Source organism: Pseudomonas sp. HMSC076A11 (assembly GCF_001810205.1).
In the GTDB taxonomy this organism is placed as follows: Bacteria; Pseudomonadota; Gammaproteobacteria; order Pseudomonadales; family Pseudomonadaceae; genus Pseudomonas; species Pseudomonas aeruginosa.
Genome location: NZ_KV800319.1, coordinates 273025 through 295308, shown reverse-complemented (window position 1 = coordinate 295308; position 22284 = coordinate 273025). Strand labels below are relative to the sequence as shown.

The following is a 22284-nucleotide window of genomic DNA, read 5'->3' as shown; positions in this document are numbered from 1 at the left end:
GCCGTCGGCCGGGCGCGCCTGTCCGACTTTCCGGAGTGCCTCCCATGCCGTCATTGCTCAAGGGCATGCGCGCCGCGTTGCTGAACCTCGCCACGCTGCTGTTGCTGCTCGACCTGGTCCTGCTCATCTACGGCGTGTTCGCCCGCTACCTGCTCGGCAGCTCGCCGATCTGGATGGACGAACTGGCCCGCTACCTCATCATCGGCGCAGTAATGCTGGCGCTCGGCGCGGTATGGATGGAAGGCGGGCACATGCGCGTCAACCTGTTGGAACAACGCCTGCCGCCGCGCCTGGCGCAGGCCCTCAGGCTCTACCAGTGGCTGCTGGCGCTGGCCTTCTTCGCCTTCGCCGCCTGGGTCAGCACCCGCTACGCGCTGAACGCCGGGCGCTTCCGCAGCCTCGGCCTGGGCATCAGCCGCACCTGGCCGTTGCTCAGCCTGCCGCTCGGCTTCGGCCTGCTGACCCTCATGCTGTTGCTCCAGGGGCCCTGGCCGCGGCAGCCGGCCAGCACCACCGTCGAGGGAGGGTCGCAGGCATGATGGCCATCGCCATGATCGCAGCCTTCGTGGTCAACCTCCTGCTCGGCCTGCCGCTGTTCCTCTGCCTGCTGCTCACCGCGCTGGTGGGGTTCCTCTTCGTCGACCCGGCGCTGTTCGCCAACACCCTGCCGCAGCGCTTCTTCGGCGGCATGGACATCTTCTCGCTGATGGCGATCCCGCTGTTCGTGCTGGCCGGCAACCTGATGAACCATTCCGGCATGACCCCGCGCCTGATGCGCCTGGCCAACGCCCTGGTCGGCCACTTCCGCGGCGGCCTCGGCCACGTCAACGTGGTCGCCGGGGTGTTCTTCGCCGGGGTCAACGGGTCCGCCGCGGCCGACGCTTCGGCACTCAGCACCCTGCTGGTGCCGGCCATGGAAAAGGAAGGCTACTCGCGGCGCTTCGCCGCCGGGCTGACCGCAGGCAGCTCGCTGATCGGTCCGATCATCCCGCCGAGCATCTTCATGATCCTCTATTCCTCGCTGACCAACACCTCGGTGGGCGAGCTGTTCCTCGCCGGGGTGATTCCCGGCCTGCTGCTGGCCGCCGCCTTCATGCTGCTGAACGCGGTGTACGCCTACCGCAACGGGCTGCAGGCGCGCCATGCGGCGCCGGCCTGGGGCGAGATCCTGGCGGCGCTGTCCGGCGCCCTGACCGCGCTGATCGCGCCGGTGATCATCGTCGCCGGAATCGTCCTGGGACTGGTCACGCCCACCGAGTCGGGCGCCTTGATCGCTCTCTACGTGGCGCTGGTCGGTCTGCTCCAGCGCCAACTGAGCCTGGTCGGGCTGTGGAACTCGCTGCGCGAGACGGTACGCCTGACCGCCAGCATCTACGTGATCATCGCCGCCGCTTCGGTGGTCAACTGGTTGCTCAACTACGCCCAGGTCGCCAGCGAGTTCGCCCAGTTGCTGGAGCCGTTCGGCTACTCGCCGACCCTGATGCTGTTCATCATCAGCGCAGTGATCTTCGTCTGCGGCATGCTCATGGAAGAAGTCTCGGTACTGATGCTGCTGACGCCGATAGTCGCTCCGGTGGCGCTGGCCGCCGGCGTGGATCCGGTGCACCTGGGGCTGATCTTCACCCTGAACATCACCATCGCCCTGATCACCCCGCCAATGGGCGCCTGCCTGTTCATCGTGGCGACCATCAGCCGCCTCGATATCCTGGAAATGTTCAAGGGTATCTGGCCGTTCATCCTCGTGGCCCTGGGGGTGCTGTCGCTGCTGATCCTGTTCCCGTCCCTGACCCTGTGGCTGCCACGCCTGCTCAATTGACGCCATGACCGACTTCACCCAAGCCATCCCCGTTCTCCCGGAGCCCGACTGGCACGCCGTGGCCGGCATCCCCATCGTCGATGCCGGCACGCCGCTGGAGGCGCTCGGGCTGAGCCGCGAGTTCAGCGTCTGGCCGGCCTACCACAAGCTCGGCATTCCTCACGCGATCCCGGAGTGCCACGCTCGCGGCGAGGTCTTCGAGCGTCTCCTGCGGGTCGCCGCCGCCCTCCCCGGCGGCGTGCGCCTGGTGGTGCTGGACGCCTGGCGGCCGTTCGCCGTGCAGCAGTATCTCTACGACAGCCTGTCCAGCGCCCTGGCCGCGCACTACCCACGGGCCGGCGAGGCCGAGCTGGAACGGCTCACCCGCCAGTTCGTCTCGCCGCCGAGCAGCAGCCGCGAGGCGCCCAGCCCGCATCTCACCGGCGGCGCGGTGGACGTCACCCTGTGCGACGCCCAGGGCCGCTGGCTGGACATGGGCAGCGCCTTCGACGAAGCCGTGCCGGCCTCCTACACCGCCTACTTCGAACGCCTGGCGGAGCCCGACACGCGCCAGCGACGCGTCCGCGATCACCGTCGCCTGCTCTATCACGCGATGCTCGACGCCGGTTTCAGCAACCTGCCCAGCGAATGGTGGCACTACGATTTCGGCGACCAGCTCTGGGCCTGGCACACCGGCGCGACGCAGGCGCTATTCGGCCCGGTGCAGTTGCAGGCGATGGACGCGCTCTGGCGCCAGCAGTTGCAGAAGCGCCCTCCGGCGGACTAGGAGGCGAAGGCGCGCCGGTAGCCCAGCGGCGGCAGGCCGAACGCGGCGGAGAACTGCTGGCGCAACGACACCGCCGAACCGAAGCCGGCCAGCCCGGCGATCGCCTGCACCGAATGCTCGGTGGTTTCCAGCAGGCGCTGGGCCAGGGCCAGGCGTTCGGCCTGCAGCCACTGGCTGACGGTGGTGCCGGTGAGCTGGCGGAAATGCCGGGTGAAGGTCCGCCGGCTCATCAGCACCCGCTGTGCCAGGCTGTCCAGGCTGTGCGCCTGGTCGAGGTTCTGCCGCAGCCACACCAGCAGCTCGCCGAGACGGCCGTCCTGGGCACTGTCCGGCAGCGGCTGCTCGATGAACTGGGCCTGGCCGCCCTGTCGATGCGGCGCCACCACCAGGCGCCGGGCCAGGTGATTGGTAGTCTGCGCACCGAGCCGCTGGCGGACCAGGTGCAGACAGCAGTCGATGCCGGCGACGGTGCCTGCCGAGGTCAGCAGGCCGTCGTCCTCGATGTACAGCACGTCGGGCTCCACCCGCACCGCAGGGAAGCGCCCGGCGAAATCCTCCGCCCACATCCAGTGGGTGGTGGCGCGGCGACCGTCGAGCAACCCGGCCTCGGCCAGCACGAAGGCCCCCAGGCACAAGCCCACCAGTTGCGCACCGCGTGCACGGGCCGCGATCAACGCATCCAGCAGCGCTTGTGGCGGACGCTCGTGTGGATCGCGCCAGCTCGGCACGATCACGGTCTGCGCCTCGGCCAGCGCTTCCAGCCCGGCCTCGGCCTCGATGGTGAACCCCACCGTGGTTCGCAGCCGGCCCGGCTCGGCGGTGCAGACACGCAGGTCGAAGGCCTGCGCGCAGGGGTCGTAGCACTCCTGGCCGAACACCAGGCAGGGCACCGACAGGTGGAACGGACTGATGCGGTCGAAGGCCACCACGGCCACGGACTGGCGGGACATGCGCACCTCGGTGGGTATGAGCGGGTTGGCCCGATTCTAGCGAAAGTTGTCTCTCAGGCCACTCACTCGCTACGCCGCGCCGGGACCAGAATCTGCCTCACCCACTCAGGAGGAAACGCCATGTCCGCACGTCAACCCAAACGCGCCTTGCTGGTCATCGACGTACAGAACGAATACGTCAGCGGCAACCTGCGTATCGAATTTCCCGCCATCCAATCGTCGCTGGAACGCATCGGCGCCGCCATGGATGCCGCCCACGCGGCGGGCATCCCGATCGTCGTGGTGCAGCACCTGGCACCGGCGGACTCGCCGTTGTTCGCGCGCGGCAGCCGGCAGGCCGAGCTGCACGAGGTGGTCGCCTCGCGGCCCTACCAGCACAAGGTGGAAAAGCAACTGGCCAGTTCCTTCGTCGGCACCGGGCTGGCCGACTGGCTGCGCGAGCGCGACATCGACACCCTCGCCGTGGTCGGCTACATGACCCAGCACTGCGACGACTCGACCATCCGCCAGGCGATCCACGAAGGCTGGCAGGTGGAATACCTGCACGACGCCAGCGGCTCGGTGCCCTACCGCAACCGCGCCGGCCAGGCCAGCGCGGAAGAGATCCACCGGATCTTCGGCATCGTCCTGCAGTCCTCCTTCGCCGCCGTGCTCAGCACCGAGGAGTGGCTGGAAAGCCTCGCCGGCCGGCACGTTCCGGAACGCGACAACATCTACGACTCCAACCAACGAGCCCTGGCCAACCGCTGAAACGGCGCCGCCCCCCCACGCGGGGCGGCGAGCGCTCAGCCGACCAGCGAGCCGCGCGCCGGCAACGGCTTCCAGCCCGGGAACTCGCGCAGCCGCGGGTCGGGCACCGCGCAATAGGCGAATGTCCAGTTCGGCGCCGGCAGGTCCAGGCGCTCCAGCGGCACACGCGTGCCGGCGCCGGCCTGCGGCGCCTTCCAGTCCTGGGTGATGTGCGCACCGCCCTGGCTGGCCAGGAGGATGCCGCGGTTGGCGCTGGTGTCGTCCACCGTCCAGCGCGCGGCGGAGGCGTCCATCAGCACCTCCAGATGCTCGTCGGTCACCTTGGCGCCGAACGGCGACTGCAACAGCCAGCAGTACAGGCGCAGGTGCATCGCCCAGTTCCAGGCGGCCTTCTGCTCGGCCGCCCATTGCAGGAAACCGCGGAGGATGGTCAGGCCATCCGGCGGATCGATCTTCAGCAGTTCCGGGCAAAGGTCGTAGAGATGGTGCCAGGCGCTGCTCAGGCGCTTGTTGAGCTGGTCCGGACGCAGGGTGGAGTTCTTCGGCGGCAGGCCGGGAGCCACCACCAGGCCGGTCTGCGCCGGCAAGGGATATCTGTTGCTGTTCATGCTCTGAACCTCACACGCAAAGGCGGGGCGCCGGGCGCCCCTGCTCGACACGGCGCTCAGTGGCCGTGCTGCTCGTGCCCGCCCTGTTCGGCCGGCGCCTTGGACTCGACGACGATTTCCACCGGCACGTCGCCGGCCTTGCGGAAATGCAGCGTCAGCGGGAAGCGCTCGCCGGCCACCAGTGGCTGCTTCAGGCCCATCAGCATCAGGTGGTAGCCGCCGGGAGCGAAGCGCAGGTCCTTGCCTGGTGCGACGTCGACGCTGTCGACTTTCTGCATGCTCATCATGCCGTTCTTGTGCACATGCTCGTGCACCTCGGCGGAAGCCGCGCGCGGCGTGTCGGCGCCAAGCAGGGTGTCGTTTTCCTTGCCGTGGTTCTGCACCACGAAGTAGGCCGCGCCGTTCGGCGAGGTCGGCGGCAGGGCCAGCGCCCAGGGATGCTCGATGTGCAGCTGGCCGGCGTTGTACTCGTGGGCCTGGGCGAAAGCGGAAACGGCCAGCAGGGCCGCGGCAGCGAAGAAGGATGTGCGCATGGTGACTCTCCAGTAGCGTATGACCGGTCTTTTTCCGTCGGACCGGCGATTCCAGGGGGGAAGCTAGGGTATTGCGCCGCGACCTGCCCCGACCCGAAGGTCCAGGTTGTCGAAGGCGCGGGGGGGAGTCAGGCGACAGGAGAAGCGCGCGGATTGGCGAGGCGCCAATAGCGCAGGGGAGGCAGGTCGGTGGCGGAGAAGGCGTTACGGGCCGGGCTGGCCAGCGGCGCCAGCGGCAATGCCGGCCAGGAGGCGACCAGTCCGGGCGTGCCGGCGGCGCCGGCGCAGCAGCAGAGGTGCGGGGCCAGGCTTTCGTGGTCGTCGGGAAGATCGATGTCCTTGAGCGCGGCACCCAGCTTCAGGCGCAGCAGCGAATCGGACGAGGTGCTGCAGAAGCCGCCGAGCAGCAACGAGGCGCGCTCCTGCGTCGTCAGCGCCTGCGAAAGCGGCACCACGAACAGGTTCATCAGCACGGCCAGGCTGGCCAGCCAGGCCACGGGGCGCCGTGACAGGGGCATCGTCGGTTCTCCGGAGAATGGGCCCTTTATGCCTGAGCGCGGGGCAAAAGTAAAAACGCCGGGCGCGACAGAGTGCCGCAGGTGAAAACGTTTGCAACCCTTGCGGGCTTTCCCCCGCCGCGCTCTTCCGCCAGCATAGACGGCTTTGACGCCCGACGAGTCGAGAAGCCGATGCCCCGCACCCTAGCCTTCGTTTCCACGCTGTTGCTCGCCGCTTTCTGCGCCCTGCCCGCCCAGGCCGACAGCTTCATCATGCGCCTGCTGAACAAGCCGGTGCCCGGCGGGGTGGCGGTGGTCGACCTCGGCGAGGAAGGCCCGCCGCCGCGGGCCTTCTACCAGGGCAAGCCGGTGCTGGTGGTGCGCGAGGAAGGCCGCCGCTGGATCGCCGTGGTCGGCATCCCGCTGAGCACCAAGCCCGGCCCGCAGAAGCTGGAAGTGCGAGCGGCGATCGGCAACCACGAGGAACGCTTCAGCGTCGGCAGCAAGCACTACCGCGAGCAGCGCATCACCCTGAAGAACAAGCGCCAGGTCAATCCGCTGCCGGAAGACCTCAAGCGCATCGAACGCGAACTCGCCGAGCAGACCGCCGCCTACCGCCGCTTCAGTCCCGGCCTGCCCAGCAACCTGATGCTCGACAAGCCGGTCGACGGTCCGCTCTCCAGCCCCTTCGGCCTGCGCCGCTTCTTCAACGGCGAAGAGCGCAACCCGCATTCCGGTCTAGACTTCGCGGTACCGGCCGGTACGCCGATCAAGGCGCCGGCGGCCGGCAAGGTGATCCTCATCGGCGACTACTTCTTCAATGGCAAGACGGTGTTCGTCGACCATGGCCAGGGCTTCATCAGCATGTTCTGCCACCTGTCGAAGATCGACGTGAAGCTCGGCCAGCAGGTGCCGCGCGGCGGCGTACTCGGCAAGGTCGGCGCCACCGGCAGGGCCACCGGACCGCACATGCACTGGAACGTCAGCCTGAACGACGCGCGAGTCGACCCGGCAATCTTCATCGGTGCCTTCCAGCCCTGAGAAGTGAGCAACGCGGCACCGGCTGAGGTCAGAAGGAACAGGGGGCGCGTCGATGCGCCCCTTTCATGACCAAGGGAGACACCGCATGACTCACCCGCTTCGCCTGCTCTGGCTGTGCTCGGCACTGTTCGTGGTCCTCGGCCTGGGCTTCGTCTTCTTCCCCGGCCCGCTCGCCTCCCTGCTCACCAGCGGCGAACCGCTCACCCCCGCCGCCCTCACCGACCTGCGCGCCAGCTACGGCGGCACCAGCTTCGGCATCGGGCTGCTGCTCGGCTATGCCGCCCTGCGCCCCCGCTACCTGGTGCTCGGCCTGCTCGCCGCCCTGGCGGTGATCGCCAGCGGCGGCGCGGCGCGCCTCTACGGTGTGCTGATCGACGCCTCGCCGGCGCTAACCACCTTCCTCTGGCTCGGCGCCGAGGCGCTGCTCTGCGTGCTGTTGCTGGCGGCACTCTGGAAGACCCGCCAGCTCGACCTCGACTGAGCGCCGGGCAGCAGGTCTCAAGCCAGGACCCGGCGAACCGCCGGCAGCCGCGACAGCACCAGCCAGTCCAGCGCCCAGACCAGCAGGAGCGAGGCCCCCACCAACGGGAAGGCCACGCCCAGCGCCAGCATGATGGCGATGCCACTCTTCCAGCGCGGCAGCTCGTGGCGCAGCGGCGGCACGCCAAGGCGTCCGGCCGGCTTGCGCTTCCACCAGATCCACAGGCCGCTCGCCGAGCTGAGCAGGATCGCCAGGCAGACCGCGAGCATCAGCAACTGGTTGCCGAGGCCGAAGAGCTTGCCTTCGTGCAGCACGACGCCCATCTGCACGCTCCTCGCCACCGCGTTGTAGTCCTGCCAACGCACGTCGGCGAGAACCTTGCCGCTGTACTGGTCGATGTGCAGGGTGGCGTCGTGGCGCGGATCGTCGGGGAACACGGAAATCGTGTAGACCCCCTCCATCCCGCTCGGCAGGGCGATCCCGTAGCCCGCCGCCACGCCGCGCTCGCGGGCGATATCCACCACCCTTTGCAGAGGGATGCCCGCCGGCATCGGCATGTCCATCGGCATCGCGTGCCCAGCCTGGGCGGAATGCCCGCGATGCTCGGCATGGGCGTCGGCCGCCGGCGGCTGCGAGCGCGGCAGCGGAGTGTTCTCCAGCGGCCAGGGCACCTGCTGGCGCGACGCGCTGTTGAGGCTACCGGCCTGCATGTCGGAGGTCGGCACATCGTTCCACATCGCCGCCGGGAAGCGGTTCCAGACATCGGCGAACTGCTTGCCCCAGTAGCCGGTCCAGGTCATCCCGCTGAGCAGCATGAAGAGCAACAGCAGGCTGCCCCAGAAACCGGCGAGCACATGTAGCTCGCGCCACAGCGGTCGTCCGCGCAGGTGCAGGCGCGGCCAGAACAGCGCGCTCGCCGCCCGCCCGCGCGGCCACCACAGATAGAGACCGGAGACCACCAGGACGATGCCCCAGCCGGCGGCCAGCTCGATCAGCCGGTCGCCGACGGTCCCGACCATCAGCTCGCCATGCAGTGCCCGGGCCACCGCCTGGAGATTCAGCTGCGCATCCTGGCGGCCGAGTTCGCGTCCGCTGTAGGGATCGACGAAGAGGTTCCATTGCCTGCCCTCTTCGCCAATCACGAATTGCGCGCTGCGCCCCGCCTCGCTCGGCGGCAGGTACTGGCTGACGGCGGCCTGCGGGTGCGCCTGGCGCACCCCGGCGAGCAACTGGTCGGCGCTGCGCATCTGCGCACCGGCCTCGACCCGCAGCAGTTGCGGATAGAGCAGCGCATCCAGTTGCGGCTTGAACAGGTAGACGATTCCGGTCAGCGCCAGCAGGATCATGAAGGGCGCGACGGACAGGCCAGCGTAGAAATGCCAGCGCCAGGCCAGCGCGTAGAAGTCACGGCCGTTCTTTTCGTTCGATTGCATGGATCACCTCATCGGAGCGCACACAGGCAAGGCGGGCCCCGCTGGACGGGGCCTCGTTGAAGGTTCAGAAGCTGAAGTCGACCTTGGTCCAGAAGGTCCGGCCCGGCTCTGGAACCGTTTCGTTGGCGGAGAAACCGAAGCCGGCGTCGCCGGCCTTGTTCAGGTGCTCGGTGTAATCCTTGTCGAACAGGTTATCGACACCGGCGCTCAGCTTGACGTTGCGAGTCACCCGGTAGGCGCCGTTGAGCGAGAAGACGCCGAAGCCGGCGCTCTTGTCGAAGTCCTTGCCGACCACGTTGCCCTGGTCCCTGGCGATGCGATTCTGCGGCGCGACCACCCGCCACAGGCTGCCGGCACTCCAGTCGCCTTCCTCGTAGGTCAGGCCGAAGCGCGCTTCCAGCGGCGGGATCTGCGGCAGCGCGCGGTCGTCCGAGCTGTTCTTGCCCCAGGCATAGGCCAGGCTGGCGTCGGTCTTCCAGTTGCCGGTGAGCTGGTAGGAAGCGCCCAGCTCGCCGCCCATGATCCGCGCGTCGACGTTGGTCGCCTGGGTCGAGGAACCCATCATGCCCTCGCGATAGCTGAACAGGATGAAGTCCTGGACCACCCCGACGTAGCCGGAGGCCCAGGCCTGCAGCTTGTCGCCGTTGTACTGGAGGCCGAAGTCGAGCTGGGTGGTCTTTTCCGGCTTGATCTTGTCGAAGGCGTTGACCGACCCGTTCGGCCCGCGCTTGGGCGAGAACAGCTCCCAGTAGTCGGGGAAGCGCTCGGCATGGCCGAGGCCGGCGTAGAGGGTGGTCGGCGAGTCGGCGAGGTCGTGCTCGTAGCGCACGAAGCCGCTGGGCAGGGTATCGGCGCGGGTGTCGTTGGCCGTCGGGTTGGCCATGGCGTGGCCCATGTGCCCGGACTTCAGGGTCTGCCGGTAGTCCTTGACCGAGGCGCGGTCCAGGCGCAACCCGCCGATCAGCCGGTCGCGCTCGGCGGCGAACCAGGTCAGTTCGCCGAAGGCCCCGTAGTTGTGGAACACCGCGTCCTTGTTCCAGGGGAACTGGTCGGCGTCGGTGTAGTAGTCGGTCATCATGTCGTACTTGGAGCCGCGCGCCCGGTGCTCGTTGCGCATGGCGTCGACCCCGGTGACCAGCTTGAAGTCGTCCCAGCGCCAGGTGGCCGCCAGGCGACCGCCGAGGGTGCGTCGGTCCACCTGGGACGCCATCGGCATGGGCATCATGCTGGATGGGTCGGGAGTGCGCAGGCGGAAGTTGTCCATGATGTGGTCGGCGTAGTTGTAGTAGACCTGTGCCTCGACCTTCTCCAGCACATCGCTGACGTTCGATTTGACGAAGCGCAGGCCCAGGCTCTCGCGCTTGAACTGCGAGCCGTCCATGCCGCGCCCGGCGTAACGTGCCTCGCCGTCGCCCTTGCCGGCGGTGAGTTCGATCAGGGTGTCCTCGTCGGGGGTCCAGCCGACCGCGACGTCGCCGTTCCACTTCTTCCAGCGCGACGGCACGGTATTCCCGGCGCCGTCCTCGTAATCGTCGGACTGCGCGTGGTTGCCGGTGAAGCGCAGGTAGCCGAGCCGGTTGCCGGCGGCGGCGTCCAGCACCTTGTCGAAGCGGCCGTTGGAGCCGGCCAGCAGGCTGGCGTTGATCCGCGAGCCGAGTTCGCCGAAGCGCTCCGGCTCACGCTCGAAGAGGATCGTCCCGGCCGACGCGCCCGGCCCCCAGAGCACCGTCTGCGGGCCCTTGATCACGGTGAGCTTGTCGTAGGTTTCCGGCGAAATGTAGGAGGTCGGCGCGTCCATCCGGTTCGGACAGGCACCGAGCATCATGCCGCCGTTGGTGAGGATGTTCAGGCGCGAACCGAACATCCCGCGCAGCACCGGGTCGCCGTTGCTGCCGCCGTTGCGGATCACCGCGAAGCCGGGAATGGTCTTCAGGTAGTCCGCCCCATCGCTGGCCGGCACCGGTTGGCGCGGCTCCTTGGGATTGGTGACGATGGTCAGCGGCGAACTCTGGGCGACTCCGGTGACCACGCTCGGCGCCAGCTCCACGGCGTGATCCTGGTGCTGTGAGTGTTCCTCGGCCAGGAGCGCCGACGGAGACAGGGCCAGGCCGCACAGTGCGGCGAAGGCTCCCGCCCAGCGGCGGCGTTGTGCGAGACGGGCAGGGTCGAAGCTGAAAGCGGCGGTCGGGCAGGCGTTGCCGGCCGCTCGTTGTTGAGTAGACATACGTTTTTCCATGATCTATGTGACTTCCGCCCCGCCCCCACGGCGAGCAGGCACGCGGCCAGGCTCGCGTCACCGGCGCGGCGAAGACGCGCCGGTGCCCCCAGGAAGCGGCGGCTATCGGATTGAAAGAGGTCAGGCGATCAGGAACGGCGGCGCACGGGTACGGGCGCCGGGAAACACCGGCGAGGCGACGAACGCCTCGTTCAGGAAAGCGACGGCGGGCGCCGTCGCGAAGGGAACGGAGAACAGCGCCAGGCAGGCGTCTTCGGTGAGCGGCGGGCTGTGGAACAACAGGCTGCAATAACCGCACTTCTCCCAGAGCACGTCGCTGGCCAGGCGATTGCCTTCCTCGCCGCCCATCCCCGGCATGCCGGCATGGACGACGGAGCGCTGGGCATCGGAACAGCCGGCATGGGCCATGTCGCCATGGTCCATGTTCTCGTGGGACATGCCTTCGTGGCCCATCCCCACGCCCATCGGCATCGGGTGGTCCATCGGCATCGACTGGGAGATCAGCGGCCCGACGAAGATCATCAGCATGGCGAACAGAGCCAGCCATGCACCGATGCCTTGTCGTTTCAGAGTGGTCGCCACCTGCGACTCCCGCCGTCTTGAATGAAGACCACCGCGTAGCGGGCCGGATGGCCGCTCGCGCCGGGTCATGCCGAAAAGAAGAATGCGCCTGTCGTTATACGCCCCAGGCACGGGGAACGAAATGATCGCACAAGGGCGGCTGGCTCTTCTGCGGCATGGGGCCGCAGAATTTTCCGTTGCGGAGAGCGTGCCGGCGGCGCAATCGAGGACAAGCTTTCACCGCCGGGAAAGAATAAAAACCCACAAAAGCCGCACAAATGGGAAATTCTACTAATTTTCCTTTAATGCTTGCCATTCAAATGCAGTCTCACTAGTGTGGTACGCATGAAAACACCACACACCCTCATCCTGCTCCGCCAACACGCCTGCCTGTGCCTGGTCAGCCCGCGACTGCGTGGCTGAGCGACGCTTCTCTTCATCTCGTCACTGCGTTCGCCTGGCCCCGCCGGCCCAGGAACCGACTCCAAAGGATTAGCCCCATGAGCATGTTGAAAGACCCTTCGCAGAAATACCGCCCATTCCCGGCCATCAATCTGCCCGACCGCACCTGGCCGTCGAAGACCATCACCGAGGTGCCGATCTGGTGCAGTTCCGACCTGCGCGACGGCAACCAGTCGCTGATCGAACCGATGGACGCGGCGAAGAAGATGCGATTCTTCAAGACTCTGGTGCAGGTCGGCCTGAAGCAGATCGAAGTGGCCTTCCCGTCGGCTTCCGATACCGACTTCAACTTCGTCCGCGAGTTGATCGAAGGCAACCACATCCCGGACGACGTCACCATCCAGGTGCTGACCCAGGCCCGCGAAGACCTGATCACCCGCACCTTCGAATCCCTGCGCGGGGCGAAGAAGGCCATCGTCCACGTCTACAACGCCACCGCCCCGTCGTTCCGCCGCATCGTCTTCAACCAGGACAAGCAGGGCGTCGTGGACATCGCCACCAACGCCGCGAAACTGATCAAGAAGCTGGCCGCCGAGCAACCGGATACCCAGTGGTCGTTCCAGTACTCGCCGGAAATCTTCAGCTCTACCGAGCTGGAGTTCTCGGTGGAGGTCTGCAACGCGGTGATCGACGTCTGGCAACCGACCCCGGACAACAAGATCATCCTCAACCTGCCGGCCACCGTGGAGTGCGCCACGCCGAACGTCTACGCCGACCAGATCGAATGGTTCGGCCGCCACGTCGACAAGCGTGACAGCGTGATCATCAGCCTGCACACCCACAACGACCGTGGCACCGGCGTGGCCGCCACCGAGCTGGGCCTGATGGCCGGCGCCGACCGCGTCGAAGGTTGCCTGTTCGGCAACGGCGAGCGCACCGGCAACGTCGACCTGGTGACCCTGGCCTTGAACATGTACACCCAGGGCCTGCATCCGCAACTGGACTTCTCCGACATCGACGCGGTGCGCAAGGTGGTCGAAGAGTGCAACCAGTTGCCGGTCCACCCGCGCCATCCATATGTCGGCGACCTGGTCCATACCGCTTTCTCCGGCTCGCACCAGGATGCCATTCGCAAGGGCTTCGCCCAGCAGAAGGAAGACGCGATCTGGGAAGTGCCGTACCTGCCGATCGATCCGGCCGACATCGGCCGCGACTACGAAGCGGTGATCCGGGTCAACAGCCAGTCCGGCAAGGGCGGCATCACCTTCCTGCTCGAACAGGAGTACGGCATCAGCCTGCCGCGGCGCATGCAGATCGAGTTCAGCCAGGTAGTGCAAGGCGAGACCGACCGTCTCGGCCTGGAAATGACCGCACAACAGATCTACTCGCTGCTGGAAAACGAATACCTCAAGGCGACCTCGCCCTACGCCCTCGCCAGCCATCGCCTGCAGGAAGAGAACGGCACCAGCGCCGTCGACCTGGAAGTCTCCTTCGACGGCGAGAAGCAGCACTGGCGCGGGATCGGCAAGGGACCGCTGGAAGCCTTGGTGGCCGCCCTGCCGGTCAAGGCGGAAATCATGGACTACCATGAGCACGCCATCGGCGCCGGCGCCAATGCCAAGGCCGCGGCCTATATCGAGATCCGCCTGGAGGGCCAGCGCCCGCTGCACGGCATCGGCATCGACGAGAACATCACCACCGCCAGCTTCCGCGCCCTGTTCAGCGCGCTGAACCGCGCGGTGACCCAGGCCGAGGCCAAGGCGGCCTGACCGGCACGGAAGGGAAAAAGGGAGCCAGGCGGCTCCCTTTTTTCATGGGATCTTTCAGCTGAGTCGCTTCACTCATCCTCGCCGCTGGCGCTGACCGCTCCCAGGCAACGGAGCTGGTACGCCCCCTCCCCTGTGGTCAGGCGCCAGGACTCGCCATCGGCCTGGGGCTCGGCTTCCATCACCGCGTTGTAGGAAAAACGCCACTCGCGACGGGTGCGTCCATCCAGGCTTTCCACCGCCAGCACCCAGTCTTCGCTGGCGAACGGCTGGTCGGCTTCCGCCGCCAGGTCCGCCTGGTCCAGCAGGTTCTCGTTGAGTTCGAAGCGCCAGGCGTGCAGACCGTCGATCTCGAGCATGTCGGCGGTTTCCAGTTCATCGAGCAGGTAGCGTTGTGTAGTCATGGCCAGTCATCGCGGATAAAGAACCCATGATAAGGCAAAGCGCGGGCTGCCCCTCACACCACCAGCATCACCACCGGAATCGCTACCGACAGGACCGCCAGCATGAACAGCAGGCCGATCCCCGCCGCCCTCCAGTTGGAAATGAACGCTCCGCCCGCTGCCTTGTGGCTGTCCAGGGCCGGACCGAAGGCTGATTTGGCGTAGTAGACCATGCCGAATATCTGCGCCACCGTGAAGCCGATCGAGGGGATGTTCTCCGGCAGTATCGCGCCCAGGACCGGCAGCAGGACAAACAGGCCGAGTCCGACCAGCCAGGTTTTCCCGACTTCCTGCGCCCGTCCCAGGCGACGGAGATTCACCGCCGCGAGGAAGGCGCCGGCCAGGGGCGTGCCGATGAAGGTACCCAGACCGATCGCGGAAAGCCTGTACAGCGGCTCGCCATGGGTGGCGTCAGGCTCGTCCAGGCGGGCCTCCGGCGGGCGGAACGGATTCTCGGTGTCGCTGTTCATGCGTGTGCTCCCTGCGGATCTTTACTGAAGCTTTACCAGGGCCGGCATTGGAAAATCCCGGCAACCGGCAGAGTCTATAGGACGCCGCGCGCCGGCTGAACATTCCGCGCCCGCCGGGAGTCACAGCAAGACGTGCGAACGAAAGCGCCCACACAGGACCGCACTCAGGAGGGATGACGCATGACCACACGCAAACTCGGCAACTCCGGCCTGGAGATACCGGCACTGGTATTCGGCGGCAACGTCTTCGGCTGGACTGCCGACGAAAGCACCTCCTTCAGGCTGCTGGACGCCCTGCTCGACGCCGGCCTGAACTGCATCGACACCGCCGACGTCTATTCGCGCTGGGTTCCCGGGCACCAGGGCGGCGAGTCGGAAACCCTCATCGGCAAGTGGCTGAAACGCACCGGCAAACGCGACCGCATGGTGATCGCCAGCAAGGTCGGGATGGACATGGGCAATGGCCACAAAGGTCTCTCCGCCGCCTATATCGAGCAGGCCCTGGAGCGCTCGCTACGACGCCTGCAGACCGACTACCTGGACCTCTACCAGTCGCACACCGACGATCCCCACACCGACCTGGAGGAAACCCTTTCCACCTATGGCGAACTGATCAAGAAAGGCAAGGTACGGGTCATCGGCGCCTCCAACTACGACGCCCGGCGCCTTCTCGAGGCGCGCCAGGTCAGCGCCCGGCTCCACCTGCCGAGCTACCAGAGCCTGCAACCCGAATACAACCTGTACGATCGCGCCGACTACGAGACCAACCTGGAGCCGACGGTGGAAGAACTCGGTATCGGGGTGATCAGCTACTACTCGCTGGCCAGCGGCTTCCTCAGCGGCAAGTACCGCAGCCAGGCCGACACCGCCGGGCGAGCCCGGGGGGAGAAGGTGAAGGGTTATCTCAACGAGCGCGGCGTGGCCATCCTCGCGGCGCTCGACGAAGTGGCCGAGCAGTACAACGCCAACCCGACCCAGGTCGCCCTGGCCTGGCTCATCGCTCGCCCGACGGTGACCGCGCCGATCGCCAGCGCCACCAGCCTGGAACAGCTCGACGACCTGATCGCCGCCACCCACCTGAAGCTCGACGAACAGGCGATCCACCGCCTGGACAGCGCCAGCGCCTATTGACCGACCTGCCGTCGAGGGCGGCCTCGCCCCGTTGAGTGGAGCGGATAACCGTATCGCGGCTATCCGCTCCGCATCGACGGGAAAGCCTTAGCTGAAGCGCGCCAGCAGCGAACCGATGTCCAGGTCGCCCTGCGGCGCCTGGCCGTCCGGCGTCAGCTTGTTGACCAGTTCCGGCAGCAGGCTGCTCAGGTGTTCGGCCGCCTCGCCCTGGCTGACTCCGGCGGAGTCCGCCAGTTGCTGCAATTGACCGTCGCCGAAGACCCGGGAAATGTCCGCCGCCGACACCAACTGGTTCGGCCCACCGCCGATCCAGGAATTCAGGGCATCGCCCAGGCCTGCGTTCTGGAGCATCTGGAACAACCCGCCGAGTCCGCCCAGGGAGCCGGCCTCCACGCCCGGCGCCGCCTGCCCGGCACCGCCCGCGGCGCCACCGAGCAGATCGCCGAGGACGCCACCCAGCCCACCGCTCGCGGCCCCGCCGCCGGCACCACCAAGGATGCTGCCCAGCGAACCGAGCAGACCACCGCCATCGCCACCGCCCTGTGCCGCACCGCCCTGGCGCGACATCAGCATGGTCACCAGCCCGATCAACAGGGCCACTTTCGGATCGCGAGCACCTCCCTGTCCTTCAGAGCCACCCAGCGCCGAACCGAGAATCGAATCGAGCAGTCCCATTGGTCTTCCTCCTGATCTGATGCCCACGGCGCGGCGCCGCGGGATACGGGTAACTCCATTCCCGGCACTGCGCCATCATGCGCAGCGCCGGATCATGGCCTCGGACATCGACCGGAAGCGGACGTTCCGGCACTCAAGGATGGATTTCGAAGCGATCCGCGTCCATGTAGGCCGGGAAACGCTGGCGATAGGCCGCCAGTGCCGCCGCGTCCAGCCGGACGCGGAACACGCCGTCGGCGTCCACCGCGTTGAACAGGCTGTCGCCCTGGAAGTCCAGGACCTGGCTATCCCCAGCGTAGCGCAAGGCGTTGCCGTCTTCGCCGATACGGTTCACCGCCACCACGTAGCAAAGGTTCTCGATCGCCCGCGCCGGCAGCAGGCGGTTCCAGTGCTGTCGACGAGGCGCGGGCCAGTTGGCGGTGTAGAGCAACAGGTCGGTGTCGTGCGGGTCGCGGCTCCACACCGGGAAACGCAGGTCGTAGCAGATCAACGGGCGCACCCGCCAGCCCTTGAGTTCGAACAGTTCCTGGCGTTCGCCGGGACTGTAGTGCTCGTGTTCGCCGGCCATGCGGAACAGATGGCGCTTGTCGTAGTGCAGCATCTCGCCGTCCGGACGCGCCCAGAGCAGGCGGTTGCGATGGCTGCCGTCGGCGAGCTGGACGATCAGGCTGCCGGTGACCACCGCGCCAAGGCGCCGGGCCTGCTCCAGCAGCCAGGCATGGGTCGGCCCCAGTTCGGGCTCGGCCTGCTCGGCCGAAGCCATGCTGAAACCCGTGGTGAACATCTCCGGGAGGACCACCAGATCGGCGCCGGCGGCACTCTCCAGCAGGGCGGCGAAATGCTCGCGGTTGGCCTGGGCGTCGTGCCAGACCAGGGAGGATTGGACCAGGGCGATGTCCAGGTCCGGCAGAACCGTCAGATCGCGCATAGCTTTTCCGCTGCCTGACGCAGCGTCTCCTCGCGTTTGGCGTAACAGAACCGGACCAGCCGCATGGCGTCCGGCGCCTTTTCATAAAACACCGAAACCGGGATCGCCGCCACTCCGTGTTCGCGGGTCAGCCACTCGGCCATGGCCACGTCGTCCAGGTCCGGACGGATGGCCGAATAGTCCACGCACTGGAAGTAGGTGCCCGGCGCACGGGTGAAACGGAAGCGAGAGTCCAGCAGCAGGTCGCAGAACAGGTCGCGCTTGGCCTGGTAGAAGCCGGGCAATTGCCGCAAGTGCTCCGGATGGCCGGCCATGTAGTCCGCCAATGCCCATTGCAGCGGCGTGACGCCACAGAAGTTGACGTACTGGTGAACCTTGCGCAGCTCCGCGCTGAGCGCCGGCGGCGCGACCACGTAGCCGGTCTTCCAGCCGGTGACGTGGTAGGTCTTGCCGAACGAACTGACCACGAAGGAACGCGGATACAACTCGTCGTGGGACAGCACGCTGGTATGGGCGACACCGTCGAACACCAGGTGCTCGTAGACCTCGTCGCTGATCAGATAGATATCCCGGTCGCGGATCAGCGCGGCCAGGCGGTCCAGTTCCTCGCGGCTGATCAGCGCGCCGCTGGGGTTGTGCGGGGTATTGATGATGACCAGCCGGGTACGCGGCCCGATGGCCTCGGCCATGCGCTGCCAGTCGATGGAGAAGTCCGGCAGCGCCAGCGGCACGTGCACGCAACGCCCGCCGGCGAGTTGCACGGAGGGTTCGTAGCTGTCGTAGGACGGGTCGAGCACCACCACTTCGTCGCCCGGATGGACCAGCGCCTGGATCGCGCTGAAGATCGCCTCGGTCGCCCCCGGCGTGATGGTCACCTCGCTGTCGGCGCTCACCCGGCGTCCATAGAACTGCTCGATCTTCTTCGCCACCTGCTCGCGCAGGGCCGGCAAGCCGGTCATCGGCGCGTACTGGTTGTGCCCGGCGGCGATATGCCTGCCTACCGCCTCGCGCAACTCCGGCGGGCCGTCGAAATCGGGAAAGCCCTGGGAGAGGTTGATCGCGCCACACTCGGCGGCCAGTTGCGACATGCGGGTGAAGATGGTGGTGCCGACATTCGGCAGCTTGCTCTGAATCATCGGGACTTCCTGCAGAGACTCGCCGGACGACAGCCCGGCCAGACGGGTGGCAGGGCAGGATAGCCGATCCGGGAGCGACGCTGCAGGGGCACGCCTTAGAAAAAACCGTGACCGCTTCAGGTCAGAGGGGAATATGCGCCAGGCGATGGCGCAGGACGAATAACCACCTCGCGATCATTCGTCGCCACGACAGGGAATCGGCGGTCAACGCCGGCGGCCTGGTTCGTCCCGCGGGCTACAGCCGCGGCCAATGAAAAAGGCCCGACAGGGATCCCTGCCGGGCCTTTCGACGAAGGAAACGCCACCCTCAGCGGCGCTTGTCCTTCTTCTTCTTCTCGGCTTTCTTGTGGTGCGACATCAGCCGGCGCTTCTTGTTGACCTGGCGCGCGGTGAGCGAGTTCTTCTTGCCCTCGTAGGGGTTCTCGCCGCCCTTGTACTCGATGCGGATCGGCGTACCGACCAGCTTCAATACCCGCCGGTAGGTCTTCTCCAGGTAGCGGGTATAGGCCTTCGGCACCGCGTCCACCTGGTTGCCGTGGATCACGATCAGCGGCGGATTGGCGCCGCCCAGGTGGGCGTAGCGCAGCTTGATCCGGCGACCGTTGACCATCGGCGGCTGGTGCACCTGCACGGCGTCCTCGAGGATGCTGGTCAGGCGGCTGGTCGGCCAGCGGGTCACCGCCGAACGGAAGGACTCCTGGACCGACTTGTAGAGATGGCCGACGCCGGTGCCATGCAGGGCCGAAATGAAATGGATGTCGGCGAAGTCGACGAACAGCAGGCGCCGCTCCAGTTCGGTCTTCACGTAGTCACGCTCGGCCGCCTCCATGCCATCCCACTTGTTCAGGGCGATGACCAGGGCACGGCCGGTCTCGAGGACGAAGCCGAGCAGGTTGAGGTCGTGCTCGACCACCCCTTCGCGGGCGTCCATGACGAAGATCACCACGTTGGCGTCCTGGATCGCCTGGAGGGTCTTCACCACCGAGAACTTTTCCACCGCCTCGAAGATCTTGCCGCGACGCCGCACGCCAGCGGTGTCGATCAGGGTGTACTTCTCCTCGTTGCGCTCGAACGGGATGTAGATGCTGTCGCGGGTGGTGCCGGCCTGGTCGTAGACGATCACCCGCTCTTCGCCGAGCATGCGGTTGACCAGGGTCGACTTGCCCACGTTGGGCCGGCCGATGATGGCGATCTTGATCCCGTCCTTCTCGCTGGGACCGGGAATCCGGGTCGGTTCCTCGCCTTCGGCGACCTCTTCGCTCGCCGGCTCGCCCTCACCTTCTTCCTCCGCGTTGTCCTTGGGGAAGATCCCCAGGGCTTCCTGCAGCATATGGTTGATGCCGCGACCGTGGGCGGCGGCGATCGGCAGCGCATCGCCCAGGCCCAGCGGGCTGAACTCGGCACGAGCGAGATCGGGATCGATGGTGTCGACCTTGTTGGCGATCAGGAAGCTGCGCTTGTTCCGCTTGCGCAGGTGCTCCGCGATCATCTGGTCGGCGGCGGTCATGCCGGCGCGCGAATCGACCAGGAACAGGACGGCATCCGCCTCCTCGATGGCCTGCAACGATTGCTCGGCCATTTTCGCATCGATGCCTTCCTCATCGCCGGAGATGCCTCCGGTATCGATGACGATATAGGTGCGGCCCTGCCAGCGCGCCTCGCCGTACTGGCGATCGCGGGTCAGGCCTGCGTACTCCGCCACGATGGCGTCGCGCGACTTGGTCAGGCGGTTGAACAGAGTGGACTTGCCGACGTTCGGGCGACCCACCAGGGCAATAACGGGAACCATGCGGCTCTCCACGAGAATTCAGAAAACACAAAGGCCGCTGACGTCGGACGGCAGCGGCCGGACACTTGAAACCCAGTCTAGCGGATGGTGTAGGCGACGAGCTTGCCACCGTTGCCGAACACGTACATCCAGCTCCCGACCACCAGCGGACGAACCCGCACGCCATCGCTGTCGACCCGCTCGCGACCGACGAAGCGACCGTCCACCTGGCTCAGCAGGTGCACGTAGCCTTCCAGGTCGCCGACCACCACGTTGCTGGAGAACACCGCCGGAGCCGACAGTTGGCGACGCGCCAGGGCGTCGTTGTTCCACAGCGAAGAGGCGCCGCGCGAATCCAGGCCTTCCACCGAACCGCTGGCCTGGCTGACGTAGATATTGCCGAAGCCTTCGGCGACGCCGACGTAGCTCGACGCTTCGCGCTGCCAGAGCAGGCGGCCGCTGTTCACGTCCAGCGCCGCGGCACGGCCCTGGTAGCTGACCACGTAGAGGGTGTCGCCGGACAGCAGGAGGCCGCCGTCGATGTCCACCACGCGATCCAGTTCGGAACGCCCCTGGGGAATCGCTACCCGCTGCTCCCAGATCGGCAGGCCGCGCTGTACGTCGACCGCCACCACCTTGCCGCTGGCCAGGCCAGCCAGGGCCATGTTGCCGGCGATCAGCGGCGCGCCGGTGCCGCGCAGGGTCAGCACCGGCACGGTGCTTTCGTAGATCCAGCGCTGGTCGCCGCTGGCCGCATCGAGGCCGATCAGCTTGTCGTCCTGGGTCTGCACCACCACCACGTCGCCGTTGGTGGCCGGCGCCGACAGCACTTCGCTGTTGACTCGCTTGGTCCACTTCTTCTTGCCGGTGGCTTCGTCGAGGGCGATCACGTCACCGCGCAGGGTACCCACCAGCACCAGGCCGTAGCCAACGCCGACACCGCCGGAAACCGGACGTTCCAGGTCCTTCTTCCAGAGCACGTCGCCGGTCTCGCGCTGGATCGCCATCACCCGCCCTTCGGCGGACGCGGCGTAGATGGTGGAACCATCGACGGCCGGTTCGAGCAGGTTGTACAGGTCGCCCTGGCCATCACCGACCGAGCGGCTCCACTGCTTGCTCAACACGACTTCCTCTTTGAAGTCGGTCAGTTCGGCGGGTGGGGGTTCCTTCTTGCTGTTGCTGCTGCAACCCACGACCGCCAGGGCCAGGGCGAGCAGCGCCGCGTGTTTCCATTGCACCATCTCAGGCCTCTCCCTTGGACAGGTCGTCGAGCTTGATCTGCAGGGCATCGCCGGCACCGTCTTCGGGCAGCGACTGCTTGGCTTTCTCGTAGGCCGCGCGGGCCTCGTCGGTGCGCTTGAGCTGCACCAGCAGGTCGCCCTTGAGCTCCTCGCGGGTAGAGACGTAGGCCTTGTCGGCATCGCCATCGAGCAGCTTCAGGCCTTCCTCGACCTTGCCCTGGGCCGCCAGGACCCGGGCCAGGCGCTGCCGCGCCAGTTCGCCGAGGGTGGCGTCGGCCGGCTTGTCCATGACCGCCTTCAGCTCGGCAACGGCGTCATCCAGCTTGCCGCTGTCGACCGCGACCTTGGCCACGAACAGGCTGCCGTACTGGGCATAATGGGTGCCGCCGAACTCGCTCTTCAGCTTGCCGGCCAGCTCCGCCACCTTCGCTGGATCCGGCTGGCCGGCCGGATTCAGCGCGGTTTCGATCAGTTGCTGGTAGACGATCGAGGCGCCCTGCGCCTGGTTGGTCTGGTACTTCTGCCAGGCCTGCCAGCCGAATACCACTGCCAGCGCGAGGATGCCGCCGGTGACCAGGGGCTTGCCGTTGCGCTGCCACCAGTCCTTGATCTGCGCCAGGTCTTCGTCTTCGGTACGCGATGTCACCCCAAT

Annotated in this window: 23 protein-coding genes; 8 read left to right on the top strand and 15 right to left on the bottom strand. The window is 67.0% G+C overall.

Features of this window, described 5'->3' with window-relative positions:
- Positions 1 to 44 precede the first annotated feature (44 nt).
- The 3 genes from HMPREF2716_RS25830 to HMPREF2716_RS25820 are packed head-to-tail and all read left to right on the top strand — an operon-like array spanning position 45 to position 2582.
- Positions 45 to 539 (top strand): TRAP transporter small permease, encoded by a 495-nt coding sequence (locus HMPREF2716_RS25830; protein ID WP_003162603.1) that lies wholly within the window; start codon positions 45 to 47, stop codon positions 537 to 539.
- On the top strand, positions 536 to 1816 hold the full coding sequence (locus HMPREF2716_RS25825) for a TRAP transporter large permease (protein WP_073650861.1): 1281 nt from the start codon (positions 536 to 538) through the stop codon (positions 1814 to 1816). The genes HMPREF2716_RS25830 and HMPREF2716_RS25825 overlap by 4 nt, the downstream gene beginning before the upstream one ends.
- Before the next feature lie 4 nt (positions 1817 to 1820).
- The gene (locus HMPREF2716_RS25820; protein ID WP_003105392.1) at positions 1821 to 2582 is read left to right on the top strand and encodes a M15 family metallopeptidase; all 762 of its coding nucleotides are present in this window, start codon (positions 1821 to 1823) and stop codon (positions 2580 to 2582) included.
- On the opposite strand, the gene HMPREF2716_RS25815 is transcribed toward HMPREF2716_RS25820, so the two are convergent.
- The gene (locus tag HMPREF2716_RS25815) at positions 2579 to 3532 is read right to left on the bottom strand and encodes a GlxA family transcriptional regulator (protein ID WP_003113809.1); all 954 of its coding nucleotides are present in this window, start codon (positions 3530 to 3532) and stop codon (positions 2579 to 2581) included. The two genes, HMPREF2716_RS25820 and HMPREF2716_RS25815, sit on opposite strands and share 4 nt — an antisense overlap.
- Before the next feature lie 120 nt (positions 3533 to 3652).
- Here HMPREF2716_RS25815 and HMPREF2716_RS25810 point away from each other — a divergent pair, with 120 nt between their 5' ends.
- Entirely contained in the window at positions 3653 to 4282 is a 630-nt protein-coding gene (locus tag HMPREF2716_RS25810) for a cysteine hydrolase family protein (protein ID WP_003105389.1), read from the top strand.
- A 35-nt stretch (positions 4283 to 4317) separates the two neighbouring features.
- Here HMPREF2716_RS25810 and HMPREF2716_RS25805 read toward each other — a convergent pair whose 3' ends face one another.
- The 3 genes from HMPREF2716_RS25805 to HMPREF2716_RS25795 all read right to left on the bottom strand — a co-directional run bounded on the left by HMPREF2716_RS25805 (position 4318) and on the right by HMPREF2716_RS25795 (position 5941).
- Entirely contained in the window at positions 4318 to 4890 is a 573-nt protein-coding gene (locus HMPREF2716_RS25805; RefSeq protein WP_003092738.1) for a putative natural product biosynthesis protein, read from the bottom strand.
- A 56-nt stretch (positions 4891 to 4946) separates the two neighbouring features.
- Positions 4947 to 5423, bottom strand: coding sequence for a copper chaperone PCu(A)C (locus HMPREF2716_RS25800; RefSeq protein ID WP_003105385.1), 477 nt, complete (start codon positions 5421 to 5423; stop codon positions 4947 to 4949).
- A gap of 128 nt (positions 5424 to 5551) precedes the next feature.
- Positions 5552 to 5941 (bottom strand): DUF2946 family protein, encoded by a 390-nt coding sequence (locus tag HMPREF2716_RS25795; RefSeq protein ID WP_003105383.1) that lies wholly within the window; start codon positions 5939 to 5941, stop codon positions 5552 to 5554.
- A gap of 171 nt (positions 5942 to 6112) precedes the next feature.
- Here HMPREF2716_RS25795 and HMPREF2716_RS25790 point away from each other — a divergent pair, with 171 nt between their 5' ends.
- Both HMPREF2716_RS25790 and HMPREF2716_RS25785 read left to right on the top strand, forming a co-directional pair.
- Positions 6113 to 6961, top strand: a complete 849-nt coding sequence (locus HMPREF2716_RS25790; RefSeq protein WP_003118312.1) for a M23 family metallopeptidase — start codon at positions 6113 to 6115, stop codon at positions 6959 to 6961.
- A gap of 85 nt (positions 6962 to 7046) precedes the next feature.
- A complete protein-coding gene (locus HMPREF2716_RS25785) occupies positions 7047 to 7442 on the top strand; it encodes a DUF4345 domain-containing protein (protein WP_003092748.1) in 396 nt (131 codons plus the stop codon).
- A gap of 17 nt (positions 7443 to 7459) precedes the next feature.
- Here HMPREF2716_RS25785 and HMPREF2716_RS25780 read toward each other — a convergent pair whose 3' ends face one another.
- The 3 genes from HMPREF2716_RS25780 to HMPREF2716_RS25770 form a co-directional block, all read right to left on the bottom strand.
- Positions 7460 to 8875: a PepSY-associated TM helix domain-containing protein gene (locus HMPREF2716_RS25780; protein WP_023517950.1), complete on the bottom strand. Its 1416-nt coding sequence runs from the start codon at positions 8873 to 8875 to the stop codon at positions 7460 to 7462.
- A gap of 64 nt (positions 8876 to 8939) precedes the next feature.
- Positions 8940 to 11111, bottom strand: a complete 2172-nt coding sequence (locus HMPREF2716_RS25775) for a TonB-dependent copper receptor (RefSeq protein ID WP_073650860.1) — start codon at positions 11109 to 11111, stop codon at positions 8940 to 8942.
- 120 nt (positions 11112 to 11231) lie between these two features.
- The gene (locus HMPREF2716_RS25770; protein ID WP_003092760.1) at positions 11232 to 11693 is read right to left on the bottom strand and encodes a DUF2946 domain-containing protein; all 462 of its coding nucleotides are present in this window, start codon (positions 11691 to 11693) and stop codon (positions 11232 to 11234) included.
- A gap of 479 nt (positions 11694 to 12172) precedes the next feature.
- Between HMPREF2716_RS25770 and leuA the strand changes: the two genes are divergently transcribed.
- Entirely contained in the window at positions 12173 to 13843 is a 1671-nt protein-coding gene (gene leuA / locus HMPREF2716_RS25765) for a 2-isopropylmalate synthase (RefSeq protein ID WP_023517952.1), read from the top strand.
- A gap of 68 nt (positions 13844 to 13911) precedes the next feature.
- On the opposite strand, the gene HMPREF2716_RS25760 is transcribed toward leuA, so the two are convergent.
- On the bottom strand, positions 13912 to 14244 hold the full coding sequence (locus HMPREF2716_RS25760) for a DUF5629 family protein (RefSeq protein ID WP_003092770.1): 333 nt from the start codon (positions 14242 to 14244) through the stop codon (positions 13912 to 13914).
- Positions 14245 to 14297: 53 nt separating this feature from the next.
- A complete protein-coding gene (locus HMPREF2716_RS25755) occupies positions 14298 to 14753 on the bottom strand; it encodes a hypothetical protein (protein WP_023125371.1) in 456 nt (151 codons plus the stop codon).
- Between the two features lie 180 nt (positions 14754 to 14933).
- Between HMPREF2716_RS25755 and HMPREF2716_RS25750 the strand changes: the two genes are divergently transcribed.
- Positions 14934 to 15884 (top strand): aldo/keto reductase, encoded by a 951-nt coding sequence (locus tag HMPREF2716_RS25750; protein ID WP_003109786.1) that lies wholly within the window; start codon positions 14934 to 14936, stop codon positions 15882 to 15884.
- A gap of 87 nt (positions 15885 to 15971) precedes the next feature.
- Here the strand turns inward: HMPREF2716_RS25750 and HMPREF2716_RS25745 are convergent, their stop codons facing one another.
- The 6 genes from HMPREF2716_RS25745 to HMPREF2716_RS25720 form a co-directional block, all read right to left on the bottom strand.
- The gene (locus HMPREF2716_RS25745; protein ID WP_023517953.1) at positions 15972 to 16559 is read right to left on the bottom strand and encodes a YidB family protein; all 588 of its coding nucleotides are present in this window, start codon (positions 16557 to 16559) and stop codon (positions 15972 to 15974) included.
- A 133-nt stretch (positions 16560 to 16692) separates the two neighbouring features.
- Complete coding sequence (locus HMPREF2716_RS25740) at positions 16693 to 17487, bottom strand: amidohydrolase (protein ID WP_023083324.1); 795 nt, start codon at positions 17485 to 17487, stop codon at positions 16693 to 16695.
- Entirely contained in the window at positions 17475 to 18623 is a 1149-nt protein-coding gene (locus HMPREF2716_RS25735; protein ID WP_003106648.1) for a pyridoxal phosphate-dependent aminotransferase, read from the bottom strand. The genes HMPREF2716_RS25740 and HMPREF2716_RS25735 overlap by 13 nt, the downstream gene beginning before the upstream one ends.
- 307 nt (positions 18624 to 18930) lie before the next feature.
- On the bottom strand, positions 18931 to 20412 hold the full coding sequence (gene der / locus HMPREF2716_RS25730) for a ribosome biogenesis GTPase Der (protein ID WP_003092786.1): 1482 nt from the start codon (positions 20410 to 20412) through the stop codon (positions 18931 to 18933).
- 77 nt (positions 20413 to 20489) lie between these two features.
- Positions 20490 to 21632 (bottom strand): outer membrane protein assembly factor BamB, encoded by a 1143-nt coding sequence (gene bamB, locus HMPREF2716_RS25725; RefSeq protein WP_083318199.1) that lies wholly within the window; start codon positions 21630 to 21632, stop codon positions 20490 to 20492.
- A gap of 1 nt (position 21633) precedes the next feature.
- Positions 21634 to 22278 carry a YfgM family protein gene (locus HMPREF2716_RS25720; protein ID WP_003137855.1) on the bottom strand — a complete coding sequence of 215 codons (645 nt, stop codon included), beginning with the start codon at positions 22276 to 22278 and terminating at the stop codon, positions 21634 to 21636.
- Positions 22279 to 22284 lie beyond the last annotated feature (6 nt).